The sequence below is a fragment of the Sphingobacterium sp. GVS05A genome (assembly GCF_019969845.1).
Taxonomy (GTDB): domain Bacteria; phylum Bacteroidota; class Bacteroidia; order Sphingobacteriales; family Sphingobacteriaceae; genus Sphingobacterium.
Genome location: NZ_JAHXYR010000003.1, coordinates 39421 through 65686, shown reverse-complemented (window position 1 = coordinate 65686; position 26266 = coordinate 39421). Strand labels below are relative to the sequence as shown.

Here is a 26266-nt window from a genome sequence, read left to right as displayed (position 1 = left end):
AATATTAAAGACTCAAAAATCCATAAACGAAAATAGCAATCACTCCAATTACCATCATCAATAAATAAAACCCGACATTTCCATTTTGAAGCAAGCGGAGTACTTTTCCTGTATCGAATGTTGCTTTACCGGCTCCATTAACAATACCATCAATACCACGTTGATCTACGACCTGACCAAAGAAAGTCGATAGCCAGTTGATCGGGCGTACAACGACCGCATCATAAAGTTCATCCACATAAAATTTATGGTAGGAAAGATTTGCCAGAAAGCCTCGCGGAGCTTCATCTCCAGCAGGTATTTGCTTACGCTTCACATAGACATTGTAGGCTAGGCCAACCATAATTAATACACCAACTACAGAAACCGCCATTAACATATATTCGGTGCTATGCTCCAAATGATGTGCCGCAGGAATCAATGTTTTCCCCTCAGCAAACACAGGCGCAAGAAAATTCTCCAACCAATGATTTCCACCTAGCGCCGCAGGCAAATTGATTGCTCCACCAACAACAGAAAGCACCGCTAATACTATTAAAGGGATTGTCATGCTTTTTGGTGATTCATGTAGGTGATGCTTTTGTTCGTCGGTGCCTCTAAATGAGCCAGAGAATGTCATGAATAGCATTCTGAACATATAGAAAGCTGTCATTAACGCTCCCAAAAATCCGAAGCCCCATAAGAGCGGATTTGCAGCAAATGCATTGGCCAATATTTCATCTTTAGAGAAAAACCCAGAAAATGGAGGGATACCTGCAATTGCAATCGTTCCAATTAGCATAGTGATATAAGTAATTGGCATTGCTTTCTTTAATCCACCCATTTTTCGCATATCTTGCTCATCACTCATCCCGTGAATAACTGACCCTGCACCGAGAAATAATAAGGCTTTAAAGAACGCATGAGTCAATACATGAAAAAATGCACCAGTAAATGCTCCCACGCCTAGACCAAGAAACATATAACCTAATTGCGAAACTGTAGAATAAGCCAGTACTTTCTTAATATCATTTTGCGTTATTGCGATTGCAGCGGCCAACAAGGCGGTACAAATCGCTATAATGGAAATCAGCTGCAATGTAATCGGTGAGAGTATAAACAATACATTGGATCGTGCAATCATATAGATCCCTGCTGTCACCATAGTCGCAGCGTGTATCAAGGCCGATACGGGCGTAGGACCAGCCATAGCGTCCGGCAACCAGGTAAATAATGGGATTTGTGCGGATTTACCTGTTGCAGCGATAAATAGCAATATCGTGATACTCACGACAGCGATATCACCAACAGCAAAATTCTTTGCCCCCGCAAATACCGTAGAAAATTCAAGTGATCCGAAAGTCCCCAATATCAAAAATACCGCTAACAAGAATCCCAAATCACCAATTCTATTCATCACAAATGCCTTTTTCGCAGCATTGGCATAAGAAGAGTTTTTATACCAAAATCCGATGAGTAGGTAAGAACAGAGTCCTACACCTTCCCAACCAATAAACATGACAAGGTAATTAGAGCCTAATACTAGAAGCAGCATGAAAAAGATAAATAGATTCAAATAGGCGAAAAACTTACCGAATCCGCTATCATGATGCATATACCCAATAGAATAAATATGGATCAAGAAACCGATGCCAGTGACAATCAATAGCATAATCGCACTCAATGGATCTACTAAAAAGGACAAACTTATTTTGAGATGCCCCACTGAGATCCAGTCAAATAGATGTTGTTCGATAACTCCTGCTTGTCCTGCCTGTCTTGATTGATATACTTCAGAAAAAAGGATGCAACTGCAGATAAAAGAAATAAGAACCACGGCACTGCCCAAAGCACCGATCATACCTTTGGAAAAGGCATTTCTGCCCAATCCATTCACTATAAACCCGATTAAGGGCAAAAGGGGAATCAACCAAATTAATTCACTCATCGTATTTATTTCTTAAGTTCTACCAACGAAGTTTATTTAAGGAATCGATATCCACAGACTTCGTATTCCGATATACCATAATAATAATAGCCAGACCGACGGCTACTTCCGCGGCTGCAAGTGCCATAATAAAGAAGACAAACACCTGTCCTGATGAATCGCCATGCTGCACCGAAAAAGCTGCTAATAGCAGGTTGACAGCGTTAAGCATCAATTCGATGGACATCATAATAATAATTACATTACGACGGATCAATACGCCGATCACACCAATAGCAAAAATAATAGTGCAAAAAATCAAATAATGATTTATCGGTACGCCTTGCAACTGTTGAACAACTGTTTCCATTAGATTTGTTTAGGTTCTTTCTTAGCTAATAAAATCGCCCCTATCATGGCTGTCAATAATAATAAAGAGGACAACTCAAAAGGAAGCAAAAATTCGTTAAACAATACCTTGCCCAGATTTTTCACCAATCCAATTTCGGGATTAATGACAGTCAAGGGGTTGGAGATCTCAAACACACGATATACTCCAAAAAAGGTAACCAAAAGACAACAACCGGCAATTACCCCCATAAATTTGACCAGATTGGATTTCATCGGTTCGGTATCCTTATTTAAATTGAGCAACATGAGTACAAATAAAAAGAGTACCATGATCGCCCCCATATAGACAATAAAATTGACCACAGCCAAAAACTGGGCATTCAATAAAATGTAATGCACTGTAAATGTGAAAAAAGTAATGACCAAGTACAAGACACTATGTACAGGGTTCTTTGTAAAGATGGTCATCAGCGCAAAGAAAATAGACAAGAAGGCTACTAAATAAAATACTGTCATAATTTCTTGAATTAGCTCTTTAATTTGGTGATATCAAAGGTTGGCTCGACCAGCTTATCCTTCCCATAAATAAAATCCTTACGTAGGTAATCTGCTGTCACATGTGGACCATCCAAATAAATGGCCTCTTTTGGACAGGCTTCTTCACAAAGACCGCAGAAAATACAACGCAACATATTAATTTCATAAACTGATGCGTACTTTTCTTCACGATAAAGGTGTTCTTCACCTTTTTTACGCTCAGCAGCTGTCATTGTAATGGCCTCCGCAGGACATGACAACGCACATAGTCCACATGCAGTACAGCGTTCTCGTCCATCCTCATCACGCTTCAGCGAATGTTGCCCCCTAAAATTCTTCGAGTAAGGTCTTATTTCCTCAGGATACTTAACAGTAGGGATTTTCTTAAAAAAATGCCTCAATGTAATCCGTAAACCTCTGATAATTGCCGGAAAATAGATTCTTTCCGAAAAGGTCATTGGTTTTTGTTCGATTACTTTCTTACGATTGCTTAGTTGCATAAAAATCCTTTCTTATGATGAGAAATAAGTATCTTTTATCAATGTAAATACACCTGTAAGTACAATATTGGCAATAGCCAAAGGAATCAGCATCTTCCAGCCCAAATTCATCAATTGATCATAACGGAACCGTGGTAATGTCCAACGTACCCACATAAAGAAAAAGATAAATCCAAATATTTTAAGGAAGAATACAATGACACCAATAATTGTGATCCAATTTGTAGACAGCCCCAGATCATTCATAAAAGGGAAATTATACCCTCCAAAGTAAAGTGATGCCATCAGCGCAGAGGACACAAACATATTAATGTATTCGGAGAACATATAGAGCCCCAATTTCATGGAAGAATACTCTGTATGATAACCACCGACCAACTCAGTTTCACATTCTGGTAAATCAAAGGGAACACGATTACACTCCGCAAATGCACAGACCATGAAAATAATAAATCCAAGTGGTTGTGCCCAAATATTCCAATTGACAAAACCTGATTGTTGAGCTACAATTTCTTTAAGGGAGAGACTTTGTGTCACCATCAATAACGCGATAATGGAAAGCCCCATAGCTATTTCATAGCTAATACTTTGTGATGCCGCGCGAATTGCGCCCATTAACGAAAATTTATTATTGGATGCCCATCCACCCAACATGATGCCATATACCCCTAAAGCGATCACACCAAACATGTACAATATACCGACATTGACATCTGCCACCTGTAGAGAGACCACACGGTCTCCAATTTGCAATTCCTGCCCCCAAGGGATAACCGCCGAACTGATACAGGCAGTAATAATTGCGATGGTCGGTCCGACGATAAAAAGGACCTTATGTGCGCCAGCGGGAATAATCTCTTCCTTAAAGAAGAACTTTCCGCCATCACACAATGGCTGCAGGATACCAAATATACCAGCTCGATCTGGACCATATCGATCCTGCATAAAACCTGCTATTTTACGCTCGGCTAGTGTTGAATACATCGCAATCACCAAGGTAATTACGAAGATCACAGACACCAATATTAATTTTTCTATAACAAAAGACCACTCCATGATTCCTGCTTATTTCAATTTTTCTGTTCTAGCCAACTGTTCGCGATTCTGCTGTTGAAGTATCGGATTCTCCTTCACTACCTTTGGCGGGTTAAATAGTTCATAATGATTGGCCGAGATAACAGATTGCGAATCAATTTCTGTTGGTTCATCCAAGATCCAATCACTTGTTTTTTTCTGATCAAAGCGACAGGTATTACAAATAAATTCTTCTACCTCACCAAATTCATCTTTCCGTGCAGTTACACGGATAACCTCTTCTCCTTTATACCATAAAGTCACTTTACCAGAACAAGTCGGACAATCACGATGCGCATCTACCGGTTTTGTAAACCACACCCGGTTTTTGAAACGGAACGTTTTATCGGTGAGTGCTCCAACCGGACATACATCAATAACATTTCCCGAAAAATCATTGTCAATGATATTTTCGATATAAGTAGATATTTCCGAGTGATCCCCACGGCCCAAAATACCATGCACGCGTTGATCTGTCAATTGGTTAGCCACATAAACACAACGATAGCATAGGATACAGCGATTCATGTGCAATTGGATTTTGTCACCTAGATCAATTTGTTCAAACGTTCTTCGATCAAATTCATATCGTGTATCGGCGCTACCATGCTCATACCCTAGATCTTGTAACTTACATTCCCCCGCCTGGTCGCAAACCGGACAATCCAAAGGATGATTGATCAACAGAATCTCGACAACGCCCTTTCTCGCCTCCACTACTTCTGGCGAAGTGATATTTTGCACCTCCATGCCATCCATAACAGTAGTCCGACAGGAGGCAACTAGTTTCGGCATTGGCCGAGGATCCTTCTCGGAGCCTTTCGATACCTTCACTAAACAAGTACGACACTTTCCGCCACTCCCTTCCAATTTTGAGTAATAGCACATTGCCGGCGGAACGATGTCGCCACCAATTTGCCTTGCTGCATTCAATATGGTTGTCCCCGGTGCTACCTCCACTGGTATACCGTCGATTGTGACCTTAAACTTTACATCTTCCGCTTCTGCCATGATATTTATAATTTATCGTTACAGCTTTTATTATGATACAATTGGTTGCAATGGATCTGCGTAATGCGCCAATCCATAATTTCTTGTTTGTGACTCTTCAGGATGTAATATATGCCATTCAAATTCATCCCGAAAGTGCCTGATAGCTGCGGCTACTGGCCAAGCAGCAGCATCACCCAATGGACAAATTGTATTTCCCTCGATCTTGCGCTGTACATCCCAAAGCAAGTCAATATCGGACATCGATCCATGTCCACTTTCAATTTTATGCAACACTTTTTCCATCCATCCGGTTCCCTCACGACATGGCGAACATTGTCCGCAACTTTCATGATGATAGAACCGAGCAAAATTCCAAGTGTTACGGACCACGCATTGATCCTCATCAAATACGATAAAACCACCCGATCCGAGCATGGTTCCCGTTTGGAAGCCCCCATCAGATAATGACTCATAAGTCATCAAGCGACTGTTTCCAGCAGCTGTTTTCAAAATAAGGTTTGCAGGAAGAATCGGTACCGAAGAACCTCCGGCCACAACAGCTTTCATCAGTTTTCCGTTAGCTATACCACCACAGTATTCATCCGAATAGATAAATTCTTCGACCGGTAGACCAAGTTCGATTTCATATACCCCAGGTTTAACGATATTACCACTGGCTGAAATCAATTTAGTCCCTGTACTACGCTCGACACCGATCTTTGCGTATTCTTCTCCGCCCAAGTTAATAATAGGGACGGTTGCCGCAATGGACTCCACGTTATTTACTACTGTGGGACAGTTATATAATCCTGCTATAGCAGGGAACGGTGGCTTAATCCGCGGATTCCCGCGCTTTCCTTCCAAAGATTCCAACAAAGCTGTTTCTTCCCCACAGATATAGGCACCACCACCCGGTTGGACATAAATCTCCAGATCATAGCCTGACCCCAATATATTTTTACCTAAAAATCCCTTCTCCTTTGCTTCAGCAATAGCACGTTCCAAGATTCTGATCTGTGGCATCATTTCCCCCCTCACATAGATGTATGAAGCATGTGCGCCTAAAGCAAAACTGGCAACAATCATCCCTTCAATCAACGCGTGTGGGATATAAGTCATTAAATAGCGATCCTTAAATGTCCCTGGTTCAGACTCATCAGCATTACAAACTAAATAACGTGGCACCCCTTCCGGTTTGGCCAAAAAAGACCATTTCATTCCCGTAGGGAATCCAGCGCCACCTCTTCCACGTAATCCAGATTTTTTCACTTCCTCAACCACATCCTCAGGAGACATCGTTTTTATTGCCTTCTCAACAGCAACATACCCTCCTTTTTGACGATACACTTCAAAGGTATTAATGCCAGGAACATCGATATGTGTCAGCAAAAGTTTACGTGCCATATTATTCCGTTTTAGCTTTTAAATTATCAATCAATTCATCCACCTTGTCTTCATTCAAATTCTCATAGAATGTATACTCAGGACCAATTTGTAGAACCGGACCAAAACCACAGGCAGCCAGACATTCAACACCACGCCAGGAGAAAAGCCCATCTGCTGTTACCTGTCCCTCTTTTACCCCAAGTTTCTGTTCCAAATGTGTCATAATTCGTTCCGCCCCAACTAAGCAACAAGGACCAGTACGACAGATCTCCAGCACGTATTTACCTTTAGGCTCCAACAAAAACATCGTATAGAAAGTTGCAACCTCATAGACCTCAATAGGTAAAATATGGAGATAAACAGCCACCTGATCCATTGCATCGGCGCTAACCCAACCAAATTCTGCTTGGACCAAATGCAAAATAGGCAATAGACCAGATTTTTGCTTCCCTTCCGGATAACGGCTCACTACTTCTCCAAACTTGCCCAATAGTTCCGGGGAAAACGTTACATTTTCATTATGTTGTTTTACACTAAGCATCTAATTCTCCTGCTATAACGTTAAGACTACTCATATTTAAAATCGCATCTGATATCAGCATTCCCGCGCTCATAGGTGCAAACATCTGATAATTGACGAAAGAAGGCCGTCTAAAATGAAGACGATAAGGCGAGCGGCCACCATCGTGAATCAAATAAAATCCCAATTCGCCATTTGCACCCTCTACCGCATAATAGACTTCAGCTTTAGGTGTATCTACTTCCCCCATAACGATTTTAAAGTGATAGATCAGCGCTTCCATATTGGTATAAACCTGCTCTTTGGGTGGCAGATAAAAATCGGGCACTTCCGCATGAAACACACCTTTAGGCTCCTTTTCGATTTTTTCCAAGGCTTGCTCAATGATGCGAAGCGATTGCCACATTTCTTCATTTCTGACCATAAATCGGTCATATACATCTCCCGTTGCTCCAACAGGCACATCAAAATCAAACTCCTCATAGGAACAGTAGGGGTTTTGTACCCGGACATCATAATCTACACCTGTTGCTCTTAGAATAGGTCCAGACCAACCATAATCCAATGCCTCCTCTGGAGTAACGGCGGCAACACCCGAAGTTCGCTCAATAAAGATTCTGTTTCGCACAAACATCTCCTCAAATTCTTTCAGCACGGGTGGATAGCGTTTTAGAAATTCACGAATTTTCTCAAAAGCAACTGCATTAAAGTCGCGCTCAAATCCACCGATACGTCCAATATTTGTAGTCAGACGTGCACCACAGATCTCTTCGAAGATCTCATATATAAATTCGCGTTCCTGCATGACATACAAGAATCCGGAAAAGGCTCCGGTATCAACACCCAAGATTCCATTGCAAATGATATGATCAGCTATACGCGCGAGCTCCATCACGATGACACGCATGTATTGTACACGCTTCGGAATTTCGATTTTTAACAGTTTTTCTACTGTCATATGCCAGCCCATATTATTGATAGGTGCCGAACAATAATTTAAACGGTCCGTCAGCGGAGTAATCTGATAAAAAGGTCTATGTTCAGCAATTTTCTCAAAAGCACGATGAATATAGCCAATGGTGGAAACACCACTGACGATACGCTCACCATCTATCTGCACTACATTCTGAAATACACCATGCGTTGCAGGGTGTGTGGGGCCAATATTCAGGGTGATTAACTCATCCTGTGGATCGTTATCATCGAAAACGGGTTGATTAGGTGTTATCTTGCTTATAAACTCGCTCATATCATATAAATTAACGGCCGAAATACAAATCTTTTTTATCTACTCGATTTGGATCTTCCAAAGGATATTCTTTTCGCATTGGAAACACGTCCATATCGTCAACATTCAGAATTCTTCTTAAATCCGGATGACCTATAAAGTTTACACCAAAAAAATCAAATGTCTCACGCTCCATCCAGTTTGCTCCCTTCCATACAACTGTTGCTGTCGGAATTTCGGGATTTGGACCATACAAAAACACTTTTACGCGTATACGGATATTGTGAATTAAACTATGAATATGATATACAACAGCAAATTCTTTCTCCAGATGAGGATAGTGCACAGCAGTAATATCAGTTAAATGAATAAACTGCAATTCCCTATCTGTCTTTAGAAAACGCAGCACATCGATTATATCATCCGCATCTACAAGAATCGTTAGCAAATCATGTGCATCTGGAATTTCTACAATCTTGGCAGGAAAATTTCCCTGGAGTTTCTCCAATAAAAAACTGTTCTCCATCCTCTATTTATTAGTATGTATACCGTATTTTTCTAATAGTGCCTTATATTCTGGTGTGTTTCGCCTATTTAACGATTCATTTTTGACAATATCTTGCAAACGCAATACACCATCCAAAATTGCTTCTGGACGCGGAGGACAACCGGGCACATACACGTCCACGGGAATCACCTCATCTATACCCTGCAATACAGAATAGGTATCGAAGATCCCACCGCTGGAAGCACAGGCCCCTACAGCGATCACCCAACGCGGTTCCGCCATTTGCACATAGACTTGTCTCAAGACAGGAGCCATCTTCTTTGCAATAGTTCCCATGACCAATAACATATCCGCCTGCCGCGGAGAAAAGCTTGGTCGTTCTGCACCGAATCTGGCCAAATCGTAGGTAGAACCCATCGTGGCCATAAATTCTATACCACAACAGGATGTCGCAAAAGGCAAGGGCCACAATGAATTTGCGCGCGCCAACCCGATCGCTTTATCCAAGCTTGTCGCAAAGAAACCTGCGCCTTCTACTCCCGGAGGAGCCTCTGCTAATTTTATATCACTCATGAAAAGACGATTTATAAGGTTTAAGTACAATCGGCCATTACAGCCAATGTTACAGGACAACTTAGTCCCAGTTTAATGCTTTTTTCTTAATGACATAGATAAAGCCCAACAAGAGCATCCCCATGAAAATAAACATCTCGATCAAGCCTTGAAAGCCCATTTCTCTGAAGTTGACAGCCCATGGATACATGAAAATAACCTCAACATCAAAAATGACAAACAAGATTGCTACCAGAAAATATTTAATTGAAAAAGGCTGCCTAGCGTTCCCTATGACTTCAATACCGGATTCAAATGCTCCGAGCTTATTTTCCGTCCTGACCTTAGGCCCTATAAGATGTGTAATAATTATGGTACCTACTCCGAATCCTACCGCTACGATAAGCTGTATGAATATAGGTAAGTAGTCTATCGGCATACTATTGGCGTGCTCCATCTCAATCAAAATTTATATTGGTAACTGTCTTTAAATATAGAGATTCCAAGACTAAAATCAAAACAAAAAAGGCGCAGATATTACTACCTGCGCCTAATTTAGAATGATTTTAGTTAAGCTTATTTTAAAGCCTCTAAGTATCCTTTAACGTCCTCGTTTGCCGGATCAATTTCCAATACTTTCTGGAAATTTTGTTTGGCTTTCGCCGTATCTTGTTTCAAATAATGGAAAAGACCGATATAAGTGTATCCATCAACTAAATACGCTTTATTTTTCTCTTGCGTTCCTCTTTGATTAATGGTATCAATCAATTTTTGGAATGGAGCAACGAAATCACCTTTTGGCTGTGCCATATCATCGGAACCCAAAGCTGAAAAAGCTTTGTAATATAAAGCATTAATCAAGTATTTATCTTGTGCCTCTTTGTTATCAGTCGTTTCAATGATTGTCAGCTCCTTTTGTGCGTTAGCAAAGTCTGCAATAGCTTGATTTCTCAAATCTTGATTAACATAATTTCCTTCAGCATCTTTCGCTTGAGTATCTTTTTTGAAACCAATTTGGTAACTACCTTCACCAGCGTAATAGTGTGAGTCGAAGTAGTAAGGAGTATCTTTATACTCACCAACAAGTCCAAATAAAGAGACCGCAGTCTGCAATTCCTGTTCTTGATATTTCGCAAATGCCAATTCAGCAACCTCACCCAATAATTCTTTATCACCATCTATTGCTTTCTTGATATTCGCAATGCCTTTTTGGATATTTGCCGTATTTTCAGGAGTTAAAACTGGAGCTGTAGCTGTGCTATCAGCACCAGCTGCTGCCGGCTTTGGACTGTTCGTCGCAATCTCAGCCATACCTAAGTACATATAATCCAAAGGAATTACACGGTCTTTCTCCATCTTGCTGAACATCTGATTTAAATATTCTAAAGCTTTTGGATAATCCTTTGTTTTTTGGAAAGCATTATATCCCAAGTAACGATAGATTTTTGGATCCACGGATGGATTTTTCGCCAATTCTTCAGAAACAGTTTGTAGTTCATCATATTGACGGGAGTAAACTAAGAAATCGGCATAACGGATTTTTGCTTCCAATGAATTATCACCAGCTGCCTCCAAATATTTCTTGTATTGAGCAACACCTTTTTTGTTTAATTCAAGGTATTTTTCATCCGTAGTTCCGGGCATTCTTGACCATTGGTAGTATGTTTCAGCTAACTCACGATAAGTCGGCGCGTAAGCTGGAGTTTCAGCTGCAATAGCTTCCAATTGTGTTACAGCTTCGTCGTAAGCTTGTGCTCCACGAACAATAATTGCCTGACCAACTTTCGCTTTAACAGAGTTTTGATCAATATCCATCGCATCACCATAGCTGGTATACGCCAAAGAACCTTCTCTCAAGCCACGGTACGCATCACCTAAAGCTAAAGGAATCGCAATATCTTTTGTATTTTTTGCTTTCGCTTGTGTCAAATATTCTAAAGCTTTCGCATAATCCGGCTCCGGCGTTTCAATATATGCACGACCGATTTCCAATAATGGCTCGTAATCTTTTTTACCTAATTTTGCTGTTGCCAAAGCAAACTTGGATTCAGCTCCAGCTTTATCTTTTTTCAATAAGTCAACATAACCCAAACCTACGTTGTTGATAGTCGCTTTTGGATCAGCAGTCAAACCTTGGTTGAAAATCGCAGCCGCAGAGTCCGCTCTGTCGTTTACCAAATAAACTTGACCCAAATAGAAATAATTATCTCCATTCTTAGGTTGCTTAGTCACTAATTGTTGAAGAATAGTTTTCGCTTTACCATAGTTTTCAGCCTCGATAGCTGCTCTAGCATCTTTCAAACTTTGCGCACTTACTGTGCCCACAGATCCAGCCAATAAAAGACTAAATAATAATTTACTGTTTGTCATAATCTATTTTTGTACTATTTATTATCTATTTAATATAACTCTCATCTCTAATAATGATCTCGCGTCCCGGCATTGTCACAGGGACTAATCCCGCTTTTAATACGATCCGTTGCCCGCGATCTCCTGTCAAAAAAGCACTAAAGCCCAAGCCTAGCCCCATGTTCGGTTGGTAATTCATGATGTAAACCGGTCTGATGAACGGATACACTCCGTCGGCTATGGTTGACTGTGATGGCTTATAAAAATGTGCCTTGTCTGCCCCCGCACTAACATTTTCGATGCTCAATGTACGAATTTTATCCAATAATTGCGAATTTTTTTCAACCGCTTTCAAGTACCAATTATAACCGATAACCCCCACTGCATTAGCATTTTCACTAATATACTTCATTACATCCTCACTATCTCTCATCGCTGAAACAGCCTTCGGATCAATTTTCTCAATTTTGAAGTAGTCCTTTAAAAAGCGTAAGGTACTTGAATTAGCATTGTCAAAAATCAAACGTTGACCACTTAAGTTACCCTCCAACAAAGACTTAACGTTCTTTTGGGACATTATAGTATCAGTACTGTTACGATTATTAATTAATACTACGGCATCGGAAGCCATCTGGAATATTTTAGGCTGAATACCACGCTTCTTAAAATAGTCATCTTCTTGGCTGTTTAATTTCCTAGTTAATACAATCACATAGGCAGAGTCCGACATTAAAGCATTAACAGCTTTGATCTCTGGTCTCGCCATAATTTCAAGACTGGAATTCGGATAGGAACTCTCAAACACATCAGCAGATTCCTTAATGATCGGCAATAATGTCTGATCAACCAAGACGGGCAATTTACCGGTTAGAATATCCTCGCTCCCTTTATTGTTCTTTGCTCGATCTTTACAGGATAACAACAGTCCCACGCAAAGGCTAAGCATCACAAGAATTACACTATATTTTCTCATACGATACATCATATAATAAGACAATTAAAATAAAAGAATAGTTTAATTTTTGAAGAGAGTTGAATGAAATTTAAAAAGACCGCTAGCAGCTAATTAAAAATTGTTTTGCCAAAGTCGTACAAACCGCATAAAAGAATAAAGAATCAGTACAACACCAAAAACTGTTTTGTAAGCTGAATTAATTTCAATGGGAAAATTGTCCCAAAAAATAATCAGCAGGCCCAAAACAAAATAAAAACCAAACATAAATAGTCCTAAAATAGACAGAAATCGCTTTAAAGGCGATTTCTGTCTATAATTAGAATTATTATTCGAATTAAAATCTGTCATTCTATTGTGTCTGAAGATTCAAACGAATTGGCAAGGTGTAAGCTACACGAACTGGACGACCATTTTGAATACCCGGTTTCCATTTTTTAGCTTTCTTCAACAACTTAACAGCTGCATCTCCTGTACCATATTTCAAATCGCGTTTTACACTGATATCTGTCAAACTACCATCTCTTTCCACGACAAAGGAGACTTCCACCACACCATTAACTCCACTTTCCTGTGCCGCTTGCGGATAATCATAGTTAGAAGACACCCATGACATAAACGCCTTCATACCGCCGATTGGTTCAGGATTAACCTCTACCGCAGTAAAGATTTTATCCCCATTTGGATCCCCATTTGGATCTCCTTTTGAAACACCAGTGATTCCACCGTCTTGTTTCTTTGAACCAAACTCACCACGTGCTACCGAAGTACCTGTCGGACTACCTTTCAAAGTAATACGCGCCGGAGTTTTATTTGGATCCTTCAACTCTTCCTGTGAAGCAACTTCTTCTACAACTTTATTTGCAGGAGCTACTTTTGGCTCAGGAAAACGAATCAAATCTTCTTTCGGCACATCCATTGCCACTTGCTGAGGTTTCTCTTCCGGTTCTTGCGGAAGTGGTTCCTCTTCTGGTGGTTCTGGGGGTTTGATCTCTTCAAGGTCTTCCAAGGTAACTTCTGTTACCGCTGGAGGTGCTTCAACAGGTTTCTTTGGAAAAAGCTTATTTCCATAAACACTAAGGAGACTGGCTATGACTACGATGCCGATAACGACAACAAGCCCTCTATTGGTCGCTTTAGGGGCAAGTTTACGTAGCTCATACGCTCCGTATTCCTTGTTACGTCCCTGAAAAACGACCTCAAGCCATTCTTTCTTAAAAATATCTAATTTTGACCCTATCATATTTTTATACTTTATCGTGCTATCTAATAATGATTAATCATTGTAGATATTATCACGTTTTAAAACCTCCACTTCTTCTGGACTGATTTTAGCAATCATGTAACGTTTAATATCCACGATTTTCATTTCATCAAGAATATCAACTAGGTTACGTTGCGTGCTTTTATCACTCGGTCTAATGATAACGATCAAATCCTTGCCACCAGCAACGCGTGGTACATAGGCTTTTTTCTCCATCAATACCTTGCGAATACCATCAGCTCCGAAACCAACTGTAGTTGGTCCTTCGATAGGATTTTTTACTTGTCCGTAAATCACAGAGACTTTGTTATCAGATCCCAATAAAACTGTCAATGAACGGTTATCAGCTGTCAATAAATCTGGCTGAGGCTCATCCTTAACTTTATTTTTATCTGGCATCGCCACGTCCATCGCTTGTGGTTTATTTAAAGATGTGGTTAACATGAAAAAGGTAATCAATAGGAAGGCCAAATCCACCATGGCTGTAAGGTCGACCTTACCACCATTCTTCTTAGACCGTACTTTCCCGCCTTTGCCTTTTTTACCACTATCCTGATTTAATTCTGCCATTTTTTGTTCTTATTAAATCGTCAATTATTTTTCCTCAGCACGCATGCCAGTGATGAAACTAAATTTGTTTTGCTTTTGATTACGCAATGTTTCAATCACCTGGTTTACAGAAGGATATTTCTCGTTTGCATCAGCTTTGATCGCAATTTTCAAAGGTCCTGGGTGAACAAAGTTCTTATCCGAAGACTCTTTTTCTTTATTTACTTCCTCAGCAGCTAAACGTGCATTCTGAACCCAGTAATACAACTCATTCGAGGTGTTCTCTGTACTATCAATTGGAATACCAGTCTGTACTCCTTTTTCAGTACGTTTGCTACCATCCAAAGCCAACAATCCTTTCAACTTAGACATTGGTACACCGAAGTTTTCCATCAGTTTGAAATGATCATAGTCTTCTTGTGAAAAGCCAATGCCATATTTTGCAGACATTCTTTCCAATGCTTTCACGCGAACTTGCTGATCTGTCGTTCCGAAGAAAACTTTTCCACCATCACCGATCGTAATCATACCCACATTAGAGTCAGGTAATTTATCTTTCGTAGTTGATGCTGGGGTATCCACCGTCAATGCTTCCGGTTGGCGCGCTGTCGCCGTTAATACGAAGAACGTAAGCAGCAAGAACGATACGTCACACATCGCTGTCATGTCGATTGACGTACTGGCTCTTTTTACTTTTGCTTTACCCATTTTAAATTCTTCTTTTTAAATTAAAAACTCAATCTTCTATCCTATGATGCTTTAGATTTTTGATTTCCATAAAATAAAATCAAAAATTTTCATCATAGTTCTTATTTGTGGTTTGCAGCGTATGTTTGTACGATTGAGAAACCAGCTTCGTCGATAGAGTAAGTTAATTTATCGATTTTTGCAGTAAAGATGTTATACAATACGATAGCGAATGTAGAAGTCGCGATACCTGTTGCAGTATTGATCAAGGCCTCAGAGATACCGTTCGCTAATTTAGCTGAATCTGGAGCGCCACCGGTTGCTAATGCCGAGAAGGCTTTGATCATACCTGTTACTGTACCTAATAGACCACATAATGTACCGATAGAAACTAATGTTGCGATTACGTTTAAGTTTTTCTCTAACATTGGCATTTCTAATGCTGTAGTTTCTTCGATTTCTTTTTGAATTGCAATAGTCGCTTTTTCAGTATTCACTTCAGGATCTGCTGATACGGCTTTGTATTTCAATAAACCAGCTTTTACTACGTTTGCAACTGAACCTTTTTGTTTGTCACACTCAGCAATAGCTGAATCGATGTTTCCACCATTAATCAAAGATTGGATTTTTCTAACAAAGTTTCCAACGTTTCCTGTACCAGAAGCTTTGTTAATAACGATAAAACGTTCTACGGAGAAAACCCATACCATCAAGAATAAACCAAGCAAAACAGGTACGATAGCCCCAGCGTGGTAAACCATTCCTAAATAGTTACCAGGGTTAGGAGCATTTTCAGGATTGTTATCAACGAAGTTAGTTGGATTACCCATTACAAATTTCCATAAACAGAAACCAACGATGAAACAGATGATGATTGCAGCTTGAGCGAAGAAAGATCCTCCGTTGTTGCTTTCTTGTTTTGCAGCAGTTTTAGGTGCGTTTGCCATTTTTCTAATTTTTAGTTTTTTACTGTTGTTTAAATATATAATGTTGTTTAAATTATATGCACTCTTATTCGCTTTCGAAATCAATTTTGCAAAGCAAATTTAATATTTAATGTCAAATTTAAAATATTCATCTCAAATATATAAAAAAAATCAAATTTGTTTTTTCAAACTGAACACACCATTCATAGTGTTATTTTTCTCAGCAGTTCCCGTTATATAATCCTTATTACCATGAGCTAAATCGCTTATTAGCAATAATTATTTTACAATGAAAACCATTTTTTTTTTGATATGCAAGAAAAACAAGGATTTTAAGCGACAAAAAGTAAGTGATTACTCATGTTTTTCGTCCCCTTCTCATATCTTTTTTATATCATATTTATCTAATAAACAATTCATTAGATTTACTACAATTAGCACAGATATAGTTGTTTAACCACCAACCAATTTCACGCGATATCCCTCTTTAAGTAACAACTCATAGATCTTTTGCTTAAATTCACCTTGAATCACAATCTCCCCATCTTTAACCGTCCCTCCTACTCCACACTTCTGTTTCAATAATTTACCCAAGACTTCCAGATCTTCTATTTGGCCCACAAATCCAGTGATCAAGGTAACAACTTTACCTTTCCGCATTTTACGATCGAGTTGAACTTTAAGGTTTTGCTGGTTCACTGGTAACGTCTCTAATTCCTGAAAAGAATCAGCAAGTTGGTAATTATAACTGTCATCCGTTGAATATACAACGCCTTCGTAAGACTGTTTCTTATTTTTACTCATGATTTTTAACAAATAATTTTTATCGCTTTTGGCATAATGGAAATATTAAGCTTATCACCAAGCTCAATTGGTTCACCATCTACATGTACTGGTGAAATAGAGTCTACTTCAATTTCAATATTTCTTCCCGGTATAATCTCCACATAGCTTGACTGGTCAGCGGATTTATTGAACAGATGAAAAATCATCTTAGGCAAGATATATAAAGGGAACTTATGTACAATACAAACATCGAGTATACCATCATTAACTGAAGCCTGTGGTGCGATATATGCATTATTTCCATATTGAGGTGAATTGGCCACACTAATCATAAAGGCTTGCCTTTCATACACTTGCCCATCTATTGTTAATTTATAATGCGCTGGTTGATATTTGCTTAGCACATTAAAAACAGATTTCATATAACCCAGGGGCCCACGGATATTCTCGTTGGCAAAATTCTCACTTACTGATGCATCGAACCCCAGTCCCGCGATATTAAAAAAACGACGCTCATTAATGACACCACAATCGACTTCAATGGATTCAAAACGATTTATACGGCGGATAGCCGCAGCCTCATTCATCGGAATACCTAAATAAAGTGCCAGACCATTACCTGAACCTTCAGGAATAATACCCAAAGGTATCCCTGAGCCAACCAATGCAGAACCCAATTCATTGATCGTCCCATCTCCCCCAACAGCGATTACAGCATCATATCCCTCCTGAATAGCCTTTAAGCCAATTTCGTAGGCATGATTGGGTCTCGCTGTTTGCTGAAATGTAGGATCAAATTTCTGCAAATCCAGCACATCCAATACCTGCTTTTTAAAGGACGTTTTACGTTTTCCTCCTGAAATAGGGTTAATAACAAACAATATTTGTTTACGTTCTGACATATCCAAAGATAGCGGAAATTACCAATTTCTTAAAATAATGTAATCTTTATACCGTTTTAGCATCGCTTTCTACGCTTTTTAAAATTTAAAGACAAATTTGATTTTAAATATCCCACAAAGTATCGTAGCTTTGTCGCAACAAAAAATAGAATGTGGACTGATTTGCGTGCTGTTGCATACACAAAGCAACGACAAGGAGATTGCAACCACAGTAAAAAAGTGCTAAAAACCCTTCGCTATCACGGCTCTTATCACTTTGCTGTTATTTCATTTCTAGCGCAAATCCAATATTAAAATTACGTAAGGCATGGCTTATTTATTTACGTCAGAATCTGTTTCTGAAGGGCATCCGGACAAAGTTGCGGATCAAATTTCAGATGCATTAATCGACAATTTTTTAGCATGGGATGAAGACTCACGTGTTGCTATTGAGACTTTGGTAACGACTGGACAGGTTGTTCTTGCTGGTGAGGTTAAATCAAACATCTACTTAGATGTACAGAAAATAGCGCGCTCTGTTATCCAAAAAATTGGTTACACCAAGTCTGAATATATGTTTGAAGCAAATTCTTGTGGCGTGTTATCTGCTATCCATGAGCAATCTGCTGATATCAATCAGGGTGTAGACCGCAAGACAAGACAAGAGCAGGGAGCTGGAGACCAAGGTATCATGTTTGGCTATGCAAATAATGAAACTGAAAACTTCATGCCTTTAGCATTAGACCTTTCCCATCGTCTTTTATATGAACTAGCGGAATTACGTAGAGAAAACAATGAAATAAAGTACCTACGACCAGATGCAAAGTCACAGGTAACATTGGAATATGGCGATGACCATAAACCAAAAAGGATTGATACCATCGTAATTTCGACACAACATGATGACTTCGATAGTGAACCGGTCATGTTAGATAAGATCACACAGGATATAAAAACAATTTTAATTCCACGTGTTAAAGCACAATTGAAACCGGAACTTCAGTTGTTATTTAATGATGAAATTAAATTCCATATCAACCCAACCGGGAAATTTGTTATTGGTGGCCCACATGGAGATACAGGGCTTACCGGCCGTAAGATCATCGTGGATACTTATGGAGGTAAGGGAGCACATGGAGGTGGGGCTTTCTCTGGAAAAGATCCATCGAAAGTAGATCGCTCAGCGGCCTATGCAACCCGTCATATTGCCAAAAACTTGGTTGCGGCGGGTGTGGCGGACGAGCTACTCGTTCAGATATCCTATGCAATTGGTGTAAAAGATCCTATGGGAATTTATGTAAATACCTACGGCACAAGCAAAGTAAACCTGACAGACGGCCAGATTGCTGATAAAATAACCCAATTGTTTGACATGACTCCTTATGGCATTGAAACCCGTCTTGGTCTTAGAAACCCGATCTACTCTGAGACCGCTGCTTACGGCCACATGGGACGGACACCAAGAAAAGTGATTAAAGAATTTGAAAGTTCTACCGGAGAAAAGAAGCAAATTGAGGTCGAGTTATTCACTTGGGAAAAATTGGATTACCTTGAAAAGGTAAAAGAAGAGTTTGGTCTATAAAAAACCAGCCTACTAAAATAAAAAAGGGATGCAGCAAATGTATCCCTTTTTTTGTATCTTAATCGCTCTAAACCATTTCATAATGAAAAGACGCAATTTTTTGCTTGCTCCTATGGTGCTCGTCACCGCACCTGCATGGGCAAGTCCGGCTCAGTCAGGTAGTGACCTGCACCCTAACACAATTGTCCATGTTGTTAATTTTTGGCTGAAGGAAGACATCAGTGAAAAAGATAAAAAGGATTTTGTGGGCTTCTTTGAAGAGCTCCGGAAAATTGAGACAATCAAGACGCTCAACTACGGTGTTCCTGCACCTACAAATGCACGATCAGTCGTTGATAATAGCTTTGACTATACATTGATTGTCACATTCAAAGACCTTAAAGACATCACTGTTTACGAAACACATCCGATCCATCTTAAAGCAATCGAAAAATATCAGCGTTTTTGGACGAAAGTAATGGTTAAAGATACCTCCATTATTAAATAAGACCACGCGCTTTTATTTCTAGATATTTGTTGATGGAATTTATTGTCAAATTCTCCGGAGCAGTGTAAATAGTCTGAAATCCATTCCTGATAAGCTCCTGCACAATAAGTTGCTTCTCATAGATAAATTTCTCAGCAATAATCTGATTATAGATCTCGATAGTCTTTTTGGGTGAGCTTTTAGCCAAATCTTCAACTTCAACATTTTTGAAGACCACCACAACAATGATATGACTCCTGTTTAACATCGACAGATAATTCATCTGTCTTCTTAGCGAGTCTAGCGTTTCAAAATTTGTATAGAGAAAGACCAGCGAACGTTTATTAATATGTGCATTTGCATAACTATAAAGTTTCCCATATTCAGGCTCGTCAAATTTTGTAGCAACCTGATATAAAGCTTCCGAGATCTTGAGCATCTGATTATTTCTTTTTTCAGCCGGAATAAAAACGTTCACATCTTTTGAAAAGGTCAATAATCCAGCTCGATCTTGCTTTAATATTGTTGCATTTGAAAGAACCAAGGAGGCATTGATTGCATAATCCAATAATGTCAGACCTTCGAAGGGCATCCGCATGGCCCGTCCCAAATCAATAAATGAATAGATAGGCTGTGACTTCTCATCCTCATACTGATTGACCATTAGCTTTTTGGTTTTTGCTGTTGCCTTCCAGTTCATACGACGATAATCATCGCCTTGAACATACTCCCGAACATGGTCAAACTCCATCGCAGAACCAATACGGCGGATTCGCTTTATACCCAATTCATTTAACCTATTGCTAGTTGCCAAGAGCTGATACTTTCTCAATTGAATATACGATGGATAACATGGAATTTCCTGAACCTGGTTGGTCACAAATCTTCTTTTGAAAAATCCAAAACGTTTCACTAGTGCCATACTTCGACCAAACTGATATATCCCCCTTTGTGTTGGCCGCATCAAATAAGAAATCTCAGAACTTTGATGTGCAGACAAACGAATAAAGAATTCGTTGTTACGAATTTGAAGTTGTATCGGAAATTCCTCTAGGATTTCTATAATAGTTGGAAATGGATAGAAGGAATTGACGATTAACTTCATCGGGTTTTCATCCCCATTGGACAGCTTCTCAGGATATACCCTTGTGATTTCAATACGCCCTTTGCCTGCGAATAATATAACGAAATCAAAAATCAATACAGCCAACCATAGCCAAAATACAATCCATGCAACAATAAACAATCCCTTAATAAAAAAAGAAATTGCAAAGAGTGTTGCTATCCCCAATAGAGAATAGAAAAACTGATTGGTTAGAAAAAGCTGCTTTAATTTTCTCATTATCTTGGAATTTCTACCGTATTAATGATTTGGTCAATAACATAAGAAGTTGTAAAACCCTCCATTTCTCGTTCAGGAGTCAGCATGACACGATGCCCCAAGACCGCAGATGCAACCCTTCTAATATCTTCAGGTGTTACAAAATCTCTTCCACTCAATGCTGCAGATGCTTTGGCGGATTCCAATAAGGCAATAGAAGCCCGCGGTGAGGCCCCTAAAGTTAAACTTGGATTGGTACGCGTCTTTATGATCACCTGAGCGATGTAGTTTAACAATTCTTCGTGTACAAAAATTGATTTGATAAGTCGCTGAAATGAGAAAATTTCCTCCGCTGAAACCACACTGTTTACTTGATCCTCTTTATTCAATGCTTTCTGCGCATGATGCTCTTTCAAGATCTCCAACTCTTGCTCAAGTTCTGGATAATTCACATTGATCTTAAAAAGAAAACGATCTAGTTGTGCTTCAGGCAATCGATAGGTTCCTTCATGTTCGATCGGGTTTTGCGTAGCGAACACAATAAACGGAACTGGCAAAATATAGGTATTTCCATCAACAGAAACCTGATGCTCAGCCATACTTTCAAAAAGTGCAGCCTGTGTTTTTGCTGGAGCACGATTGATCTCGTCAATCAAAACAATATTGGCAAATATAGGCCCTTTTCGAAATTCAAATTCGTTGCTTTTTAGATCCAAGATAGATGATCCCGTCACATCTGAGGGCATCAAATCTGGGGTGAACTGAATACGTTTAAAGTCACTGCTGATTGTCTTAGCTATCAATTTTGCTGATAAAGTCTTCGCTACACCAGGTAAGCCTTCTATTAGCGAGTGCCCAGAAGCCAAAATCGAAATCAGTAACATATCAATCAGTTGATCCTGTCCGACAATAACCTTTTTTACCTCCGACTTTACTTGAGCCATTTTATCATACAAAACCGAAATATCAATTCGGTTTTCGAAAGATATATATTTATCGAAGTCACTCATATCATTTTTGCTTTATGTTTAAAATCTTCTATAATTTCATTAATCTGCCTTAATCCTGCCACATCATTCTGCTGCATTCCTTGCATGCGAATGATTAATCTGATTAGCTGTTGTGTTTCAGCCAGAGAGACACCAGACCTTTCTGCCAATTCTTCACAAAAGTCCTCTTCTCTTAACGCTAAGGTATCCATATGAAAACGGTTTCGTATATCGTGTAAGAAATAGTCTATTTTCTTATCAACCATATTACCTGGTGTGCCGTTTTCGTAATATAACGTTGCAATTGTCTCACAAAATTCTTTGGAAAGATTGGGTTCAGGTTTAGCAATTTCCACTGCACGCTGCTCCCTTTTACTCTTAAACGCAAGCAAAAGAACAAGCCCCCCCAAAAGTACATACCATGCTTGCCTCAATCCCGGATTAGTCAACAGAACCCGTAATGGGGTACTGTACTGAGCGGTGTTCGCCTTAAAATCATACCATGCAATAGGTTTATCATTTAAATAAGATAATGATTTTGCGACATAAGCATATTGAGAGGCTGAATTAAGTAGATAATAATTTCCAAATAAATCGGGAGTCAAGTGCAAATAAAGTCTGCCCTTGCCAATCTGTACCTCAACAAAATTAGGCAGCAAATAATCCTGATAAGTGATCCCACCCAGAATAGTTGCGTTCTTGGGAAGCTTACTAAAGACAGTACTTAAATCTGATTTCGCATAATGAATTTTACTATTATCGTTAGTCAGCTTGACCCTTAAATGGCTTTTAATATCAACGCCCTTTTTATAACCATAGAAATCAAGTACCTTAATGGCCAAGGAATCCAAAAGATAATAATCAATCGTTTCAGCAATAATCATTGCCTTTCCTCCTCGGGATACGTAGTCGAGTAATTTATTTTCCGCTGCTTCACCTAGGGAAAAATATGAAGTGTAAAATAGAAGGTTTTTATCCGTTCCTTTCGTACTATCCAGATATTGATATAATGGACGATTAACATCCTCATTATGCTGATCAATAATATGTTTCAATTCATTTCTGAGTACATAAGCTCCAAAAGGATTTTTATCTTTCGCATCGAAAGTCCGATCCCAAATAATTGGTTTCTTGCTCGTCATGTCGATTATACCAATCAATAACAGGACGATTCCCAATAATATCAATCCAAATTTTACTGATCCCTTCATGTAATTTGATTTTGATATTGATTAAACAATTGTTCATACTGGCTAAAATCTGAAGCATTTAATTCAAATTGCCCAAACCAGACATAGTCAAATATTCGGGTACATTCCTCGAATCCCTCACGTAGGGTATTGTTCTGTATCTCATTAGCAAATTCAGCATTTGTTTTACTATGCTTCCACTTAATGTGACCTGTTTGTGCCAGCTTTTGAATATTCAATAATTGTAGGTAACGAATGCCCAGCGCATAATTTTTCTGTTCAACAGCATCATTAATATATTGTCTGAGATCGCTGTTCATCAAGTTTCTCTCCACATAAGCCAATGTATCCAAGGCATCTTCTTCCCGCTCATGTTTAATGAAATATTGATTTTTATTATATAGCACCTTATAGAGAACGAAAGCCAACGCGATTAACGCCAAAAAAGCAAAGACATAACCAAATTCTTCATTAAATTTATACGGATTATCAGGCATTATATCCTCCAGCCATTCCGAAATACGGGATAAAATACGTTGCAATACGCTTATCTTATCTTTGATATTCTCTGAATACACAAAATCGTCCCGCTCATATCGCTTGATAATTTCTGGATAGGGATCCATCTTAAACATCCGTTCCTGGCTATATTTAGGAATAGAATCAAATAAGTGGGGATCCCAAAGTGCATTCTCACTATTGTCAGCTTTTGTCATTGCAACAGAATCCATTGCTGCAGAATCCACGGCGAGACCCACAGAATCCAATAAGGGGGCAATAGAATCAACTGCTACTGAGTCCGCACTATAGGTTTCCGAATCATCGATGCGCGGTTTCGGATCGCAAGCGCTTAGGAACAGCATAAATACAAAAGAAACAACGAATAATATTCTATTCATTCTTGCCTCCAATCTGATCAATTATACCATAAATACGTTCACCAAATTTGAGGTCCTTTGCCGTTTCATAAATTATACCATTGGCCAATACACCTGCCATATATAAGAAAAGGGTAAACAATGTAATAAACATCCCTCCCAAAGTCATTAGCAGTTTTCCCCAGGACGAATCAAAGAAAGCTGCGTCCAATCCCAAAAAATTGTAAGATATAAGGGAAATAATTATCATGGGAATTATAGAAATCATCATGACGGCCATCTGGAAGATAAAATTGACAATATATGTTGCAACCCCATATTGGATCAGCTTTTTACTCAGCATAACATAGGAATCAGTAAAACAGCTTCCTAGATCAGAATACCCCTCACGGTAGAATAAGAACGAGCTAAACAACCAGATTCCAACGATTGACATCAATATACCAATCGCAAAACTCCCAATAAACGGAATAAAAGCGGAGAGGATCGCAACAATTGCGAGTGGTATAGAAACAACGATCAACGCCAGAACCATCGCAAATAAAAACATAAAATACCGACCTATATTTGCTCTAAAATTTTGTAAGACCTCCTTTCCTGTAAATAGTGTGTTTTTACGTTCTTTCAGAAGAATAAAATATTCAATAGAAATACCATAAACATATAAACCAAGCCCAATTAATGCTAAAATCAGTAATCCGGCCCAAGTGAATCCATCAATATCTTCGAATGAGCTACTGCTTGCAGAAAAGGTGATTTTTGTTGAGAGGAAATAATATACCAATGCTATTCCAGCTAACGGTAATGCGGACAGCCCAAATATTGTTGTCACAAAATGTTTATAGATCAATTTAAAAAGATCAATAAAGTTCTGGACAAAATCTCCTATCTTTCGTTCTTTCTGAAATTCAAATTCTACTTCCATTGAAACCGTTTTGCTAATCGATAGGGGTTAATAACATAAAAGAATAAGATAGCGATCAACGATAGGACTATGATGAATAGACTAAGCCATATCGACACATCATAATATCTAGTTACAAAGCCCTCCAATGTACCCGCGACAATAAAAAATGGTATTGTACTAACCAGTACTTTCATAGCAATCTTTGCTGTCTGAACAAAAGAAGCCATCCGGGTATAAGATTTTGGGAACAAGATGCTATTTCCGATCGCAAGTCCACAGCTTCCCGCAACAATGATCACCGAGATTTCGATAGTTCCATGAATCCAAATAGCCGACATCGCTTTTCCCATTACACCATATTGGAAGAACATCTGATGAAAAGCACCCAGCATAATACCATTGCTAAACAATATATAACCCGTGCCAATACTCAAAAAAAGCCCAAATGCAAAAGCCATAAAAGCAACACGAACATTATTGATCGTAATCCAGATCGCCGAACCAAAATTACTTCCTTTACCGTAAACTGCGGCAGGATCACCGGCTTTAATGCTCTCTATTGTTGAATCAACATAAAAATCGCCTAAGATCAGTCGAATGAAATCTATATCATACACCGCCGAAAGAAAGCCAATAGCCGATGCAAGTACAAAAATCAAGAGCGAATAAAAAAGTGGCCGACGGATTGACCAAATTGCCTGCGGAATCTCTTCGTTAATAAAGGACGTAAATTTGTTATTAGAGGCTTTTCGATCCTTATAGATTTTTTGATGCGCGGTTACTGCAAGTTCATTTAAGTAACTGCGAACCTTACTATCGGGATAAAATGTTTGTGCGTAAGCCAAATCATTTGTCAGCTCAATATAGTTTGAAGCCAGTTCGTCTGGATCAACCCGAATATTAATTGACAAATTATTTTCAATTAACGTCCATTTTTCTTTATTTCGTTCTACAAATGATGCTTCTCTCATTAATTTTTTTAAC

28 protein-coding genes are annotated in these 26266 nt (G+C 39.0%); 2 read left to right on the top strand and 26 right to left on the bottom strand.

What is annotated here, in order from left to right; all coding sequences use genetic code 11:
* Positions 1–4: 4 nt before the first annotated feature.
* The 20 genes from nuoL to LC454_RS07945 all read right to left on the bottom strand — a co-directional run bounded on the left by nuoL (position 5) and on the right by LC454_RS07945 (position 17970).
* Positions 5–1927 (bottom strand): NADH-quinone oxidoreductase subunit L, encoded by a 1923-nt coding sequence (nuoL, locus tag LC454_RS08040; protein ID WP_223581310.1) that lies wholly within the window; start codon positions 1925–1927, stop codon positions 5–7.
* Between the two features lie 19 nt (positions 1928–1946).
* Entirely contained in the window at positions 1947–2276 is a 330-nt protein-coding gene (gene nuoK, locus LC454_RS08035; RefSeq protein ID WP_077437306.1) for an NADH-quinone oxidoreductase subunit NuoK, read from the bottom strand.
* The gene (locus LC454_RS08030; protein WP_223581308.1) at positions 2276–2773 is read right to left on the bottom strand and encodes an NADH-quinone oxidoreductase subunit J; all 498 of its coding nucleotides are present in this window, start codon (positions 2771–2773) and stop codon (positions 2276–2278) included. The genes nuoK and LC454_RS08030 overlap by 1 nt, the downstream gene beginning before the upstream one ends.
* An 11-nt stretch (positions 2774–2784) precedes the next feature.
* Positions 2785–3294 carry a NuoI/complex I 23 kDa subunit family protein gene (locus LC454_RS08025; RefSeq protein WP_223581307.1) on the bottom strand — a complete coding sequence of 170 codons (510 nt, stop codon included), beginning with the start codon at positions 3292–3294 and terminating at the stop codon, positions 2785–2787.
* 12 nt (positions 3295–3306) lie between these two features.
* Entirely contained in the window at positions 3307–4350 is a 1044-nt protein-coding gene (nuoH, locus tag LC454_RS08020; RefSeq protein WP_223581305.1) for an NADH-quinone oxidoreductase subunit NuoH, read from the bottom strand.
* 9 nt (positions 4351–4359) lie between these two features.
* On the bottom strand, positions 4360–5379 hold the full coding sequence (locus LC454_RS08015; protein ID WP_223581303.1) for a 2Fe-2S iron-sulfur cluster-binding protein: 1020 nt from the start codon (positions 5377–5379) through the stop codon (positions 4360–4362).
* A gap of 30 nt (positions 5380–5409) precedes the next feature.
* On the bottom strand, positions 5410–6765 hold the full coding sequence (gene nuoF, locus LC454_RS08010) for an NADH-quinone oxidoreductase subunit NuoF (RefSeq protein WP_223581301.1): 1356 nt from the start codon (positions 6763–6765) through the stop codon (positions 5410–5412).
* Position 6766: 1 nt separating this feature from the next.
* Positions 6767–7288, bottom strand: a complete 522-nt coding sequence (nuoE, locus tag LC454_RS08005; RefSeq protein WP_223581299.1) for a complex I 24 kDa subunit family protein — start codon at positions 7286–7288, stop codon at positions 6767–6769.
* Positions 7281–8516 (bottom strand): NADH-quinone oxidoreductase subunit D, encoded by a 1236-nt coding sequence (locus LC454_RS08000; protein WP_223581297.1) that lies wholly within the window; start codon positions 8514–8516, stop codon positions 7281–7283. Before LC454_RS08000 ends, nuoE begins: the two co-directional genes overlap by 8 nt.
* A 10-nt stretch (positions 8517–8526) precedes the next feature.
* The gene (locus LC454_RS07995; protein WP_223581292.1) at positions 8527–9021 is read right to left on the bottom strand and encodes an NADH-quinone oxidoreductase subunit C; all 495 of its coding nucleotides are present in this window, start codon (positions 9019–9021) and stop codon (positions 8527–8529) included.
* 3 nt (positions 9022–9024) lie between these two features.
* On the bottom strand, positions 9025–9576 hold the full coding sequence (locus tag LC454_RS07990) for an NADH-quinone oxidoreductase subunit B (RefSeq protein WP_077437314.1): 552 nt from the start codon (positions 9574–9576) through the stop codon (positions 9025–9027).
* 61 nt (positions 9577–9637) lie between these two features.
* Complete coding sequence (locus LC454_RS07985; RefSeq protein ID WP_120260480.1) at positions 9638–10012, bottom strand: NADH-quinone oxidoreductase subunit A; 375 nt, start codon at positions 10010–10012, stop codon at positions 9638–9640.
* Positions 10013–10131: 119 nt separating this feature from the next.
* Entirely contained in the window at positions 10132–11925 is a 1794-nt protein-coding gene (locus tag LC454_RS07980) for a tetratricopeptide repeat protein (protein ID WP_223581290.1), read from the bottom strand.
* 25 nt (positions 11926–11950) lie between these two features.
* A complete protein-coding gene (locus LC454_RS07975) occupies positions 11951–12877 on the bottom strand; it encodes a PstS family phosphate ABC transporter substrate-binding protein (RefSeq protein ID WP_223581288.1) in 927 nt (308 codons plus the stop codon).
* A gap of 331 nt (positions 12878–13208) precedes the next feature.
* Complete coding sequence (locus LC454_RS07970; RefSeq protein WP_223581287.1) at positions 13209–14099, bottom strand: energy transducer TonB; 891 nt, start codon at positions 14097–14099, stop codon at positions 13209–13211.
* A 33-nt stretch (positions 14100–14132) separates the two neighbouring features.
* The gene (locus LC454_RS07965) at positions 14133–14690 is read right to left on the bottom strand and encodes an ExbD/TolR family protein (RefSeq protein WP_120260485.1); all 558 of its coding nucleotides are present in this window, start codon (positions 14688–14690) and stop codon (positions 14133–14135) included.
* Positions 14691–14714: 24 nt separating this feature from the next.
* Positions 14715–15377: an ExbD/TolR family protein gene (locus LC454_RS07960; RefSeq protein ID WP_120260486.1), complete on the bottom strand. Its 663-nt coding sequence runs from the start codon at positions 15375–15377 to the stop codon at positions 14715–14717.
* Positions 15378–15478: 101 nt separating this feature from the next.
* Positions 15479–16303, bottom strand: a complete 825-nt coding sequence (locus LC454_RS07955) for a MotA/TolQ/ExbB proton channel family protein (RefSeq protein WP_223581285.1) — start codon at positions 16301–16303, stop codon at positions 15479–15481.
* Positions 16304–16735: 432 nt separating this feature from the next.
* Entirely contained in the window at positions 16736–17086 is a 351-nt protein-coding gene (locus tag LC454_RS07950; protein ID WP_223581283.1) for a translation initiation factor, read from the bottom strand.
* Positions 17087–17091: 5 nt separating this feature from the next.
* The gene (locus tag LC454_RS07945; RefSeq protein WP_120260489.1) at positions 17092–17970 is read right to left on the bottom strand and encodes a diacylglycerol/lipid kinase family protein; all 879 of its coding nucleotides are present in this window, start codon (positions 17968–17970) and stop codon (positions 17092–17094) included.
* Between the two features lie 307 nt (positions 17971–18277).
* Here LC454_RS07945 and metK point away from each other — a divergent pair, with 307 nt between their 5' ends.
* Together metK and LC454_RS07935 are read left to right on the top strand one after the other, a co-directional pair.
* On the top strand, positions 18278–19531 hold the full coding sequence (metK, locus tag LC454_RS07940) for a methionine adenosyltransferase (RefSeq protein ID WP_223581281.1): 1254 nt from the start codon (positions 18278–18280) through the stop codon (positions 19529–19531).
* An 82-nt stretch (positions 19532–19613) separates the two neighbouring features.
* Positions 19614–20018 (top strand): Dabb family protein, encoded by a 405-nt coding sequence (locus LC454_RS07935; RefSeq protein WP_223581280.1) that lies wholly within the window; start codon positions 19614–19616, stop codon positions 20016–20018.
* Here the strand turns inward: LC454_RS07935 and LC454_RS07930 are convergent.
* Genes LC454_RS07930 through LC454_RS07905 form a run of 6 tightly spaced genes read right to left on the bottom strand, consistent with a single transcriptional unit; the run spans position 20011 to position 26253 of the window.
* Positions 20011–21339, bottom strand: coding sequence for a DUF58 domain-containing protein (locus tag LC454_RS07930; protein WP_223581278.1), 1329 nt, complete (start codon positions 21337–21339; stop codon positions 20011–20013). The genes LC454_RS07935 and LC454_RS07930 overlap by 8 nt on opposite strands.
* On the bottom strand, positions 21339–22328 hold the full coding sequence (locus LC454_RS07925) for an AAA family ATPase (RefSeq protein WP_223581276.1): 990 nt from the start codon (positions 22326–22328) through the stop codon (positions 21339–21341). Before LC454_RS07925 ends, LC454_RS07930 begins: the two co-directional genes overlap by 1 nt.
* A complete protein-coding gene (locus LC454_RS07920; protein WP_223581274.1) occupies positions 22325–23518 on the bottom strand; it encodes a DUF4350 domain-containing protein in 1194 nt (397 codons plus the stop codon). Before LC454_RS07920 ends, LC454_RS07925 begins: the two co-directional genes overlap by 4 nt.
* Positions 23515–24396 (bottom strand): DUF4129 domain-containing protein, encoded by an 882-nt coding sequence (locus LC454_RS07915; RefSeq protein ID WP_223581272.1) that lies wholly within the window; start codon positions 24394–24396, stop codon positions 23515–23517. Before LC454_RS07915 ends, LC454_RS07920 begins: the two co-directional genes overlap by 4 nt.
* Positions 24389–25300, bottom strand: a complete 912-nt coding sequence (locus tag LC454_RS07910) for an ABC transporter permease (RefSeq protein ID WP_223581270.1) — start codon at positions 25298–25300, stop codon at positions 24389–24391. The genes LC454_RS07915 and LC454_RS07910 overlap by 8 nt, the downstream gene beginning before the upstream one ends.
* Positions 25291–26253, bottom strand: coding sequence for a stage II sporulation protein M (locus tag LC454_RS07905; RefSeq protein ID WP_223581263.1), 963 nt, complete (start codon positions 26251–26253; stop codon positions 25291–25293). The genes LC454_RS07910 and LC454_RS07905 overlap by 10 nt, the downstream gene beginning before the upstream one ends.
* Positions 26254–26266: the final 13 nt, after the last annotated feature.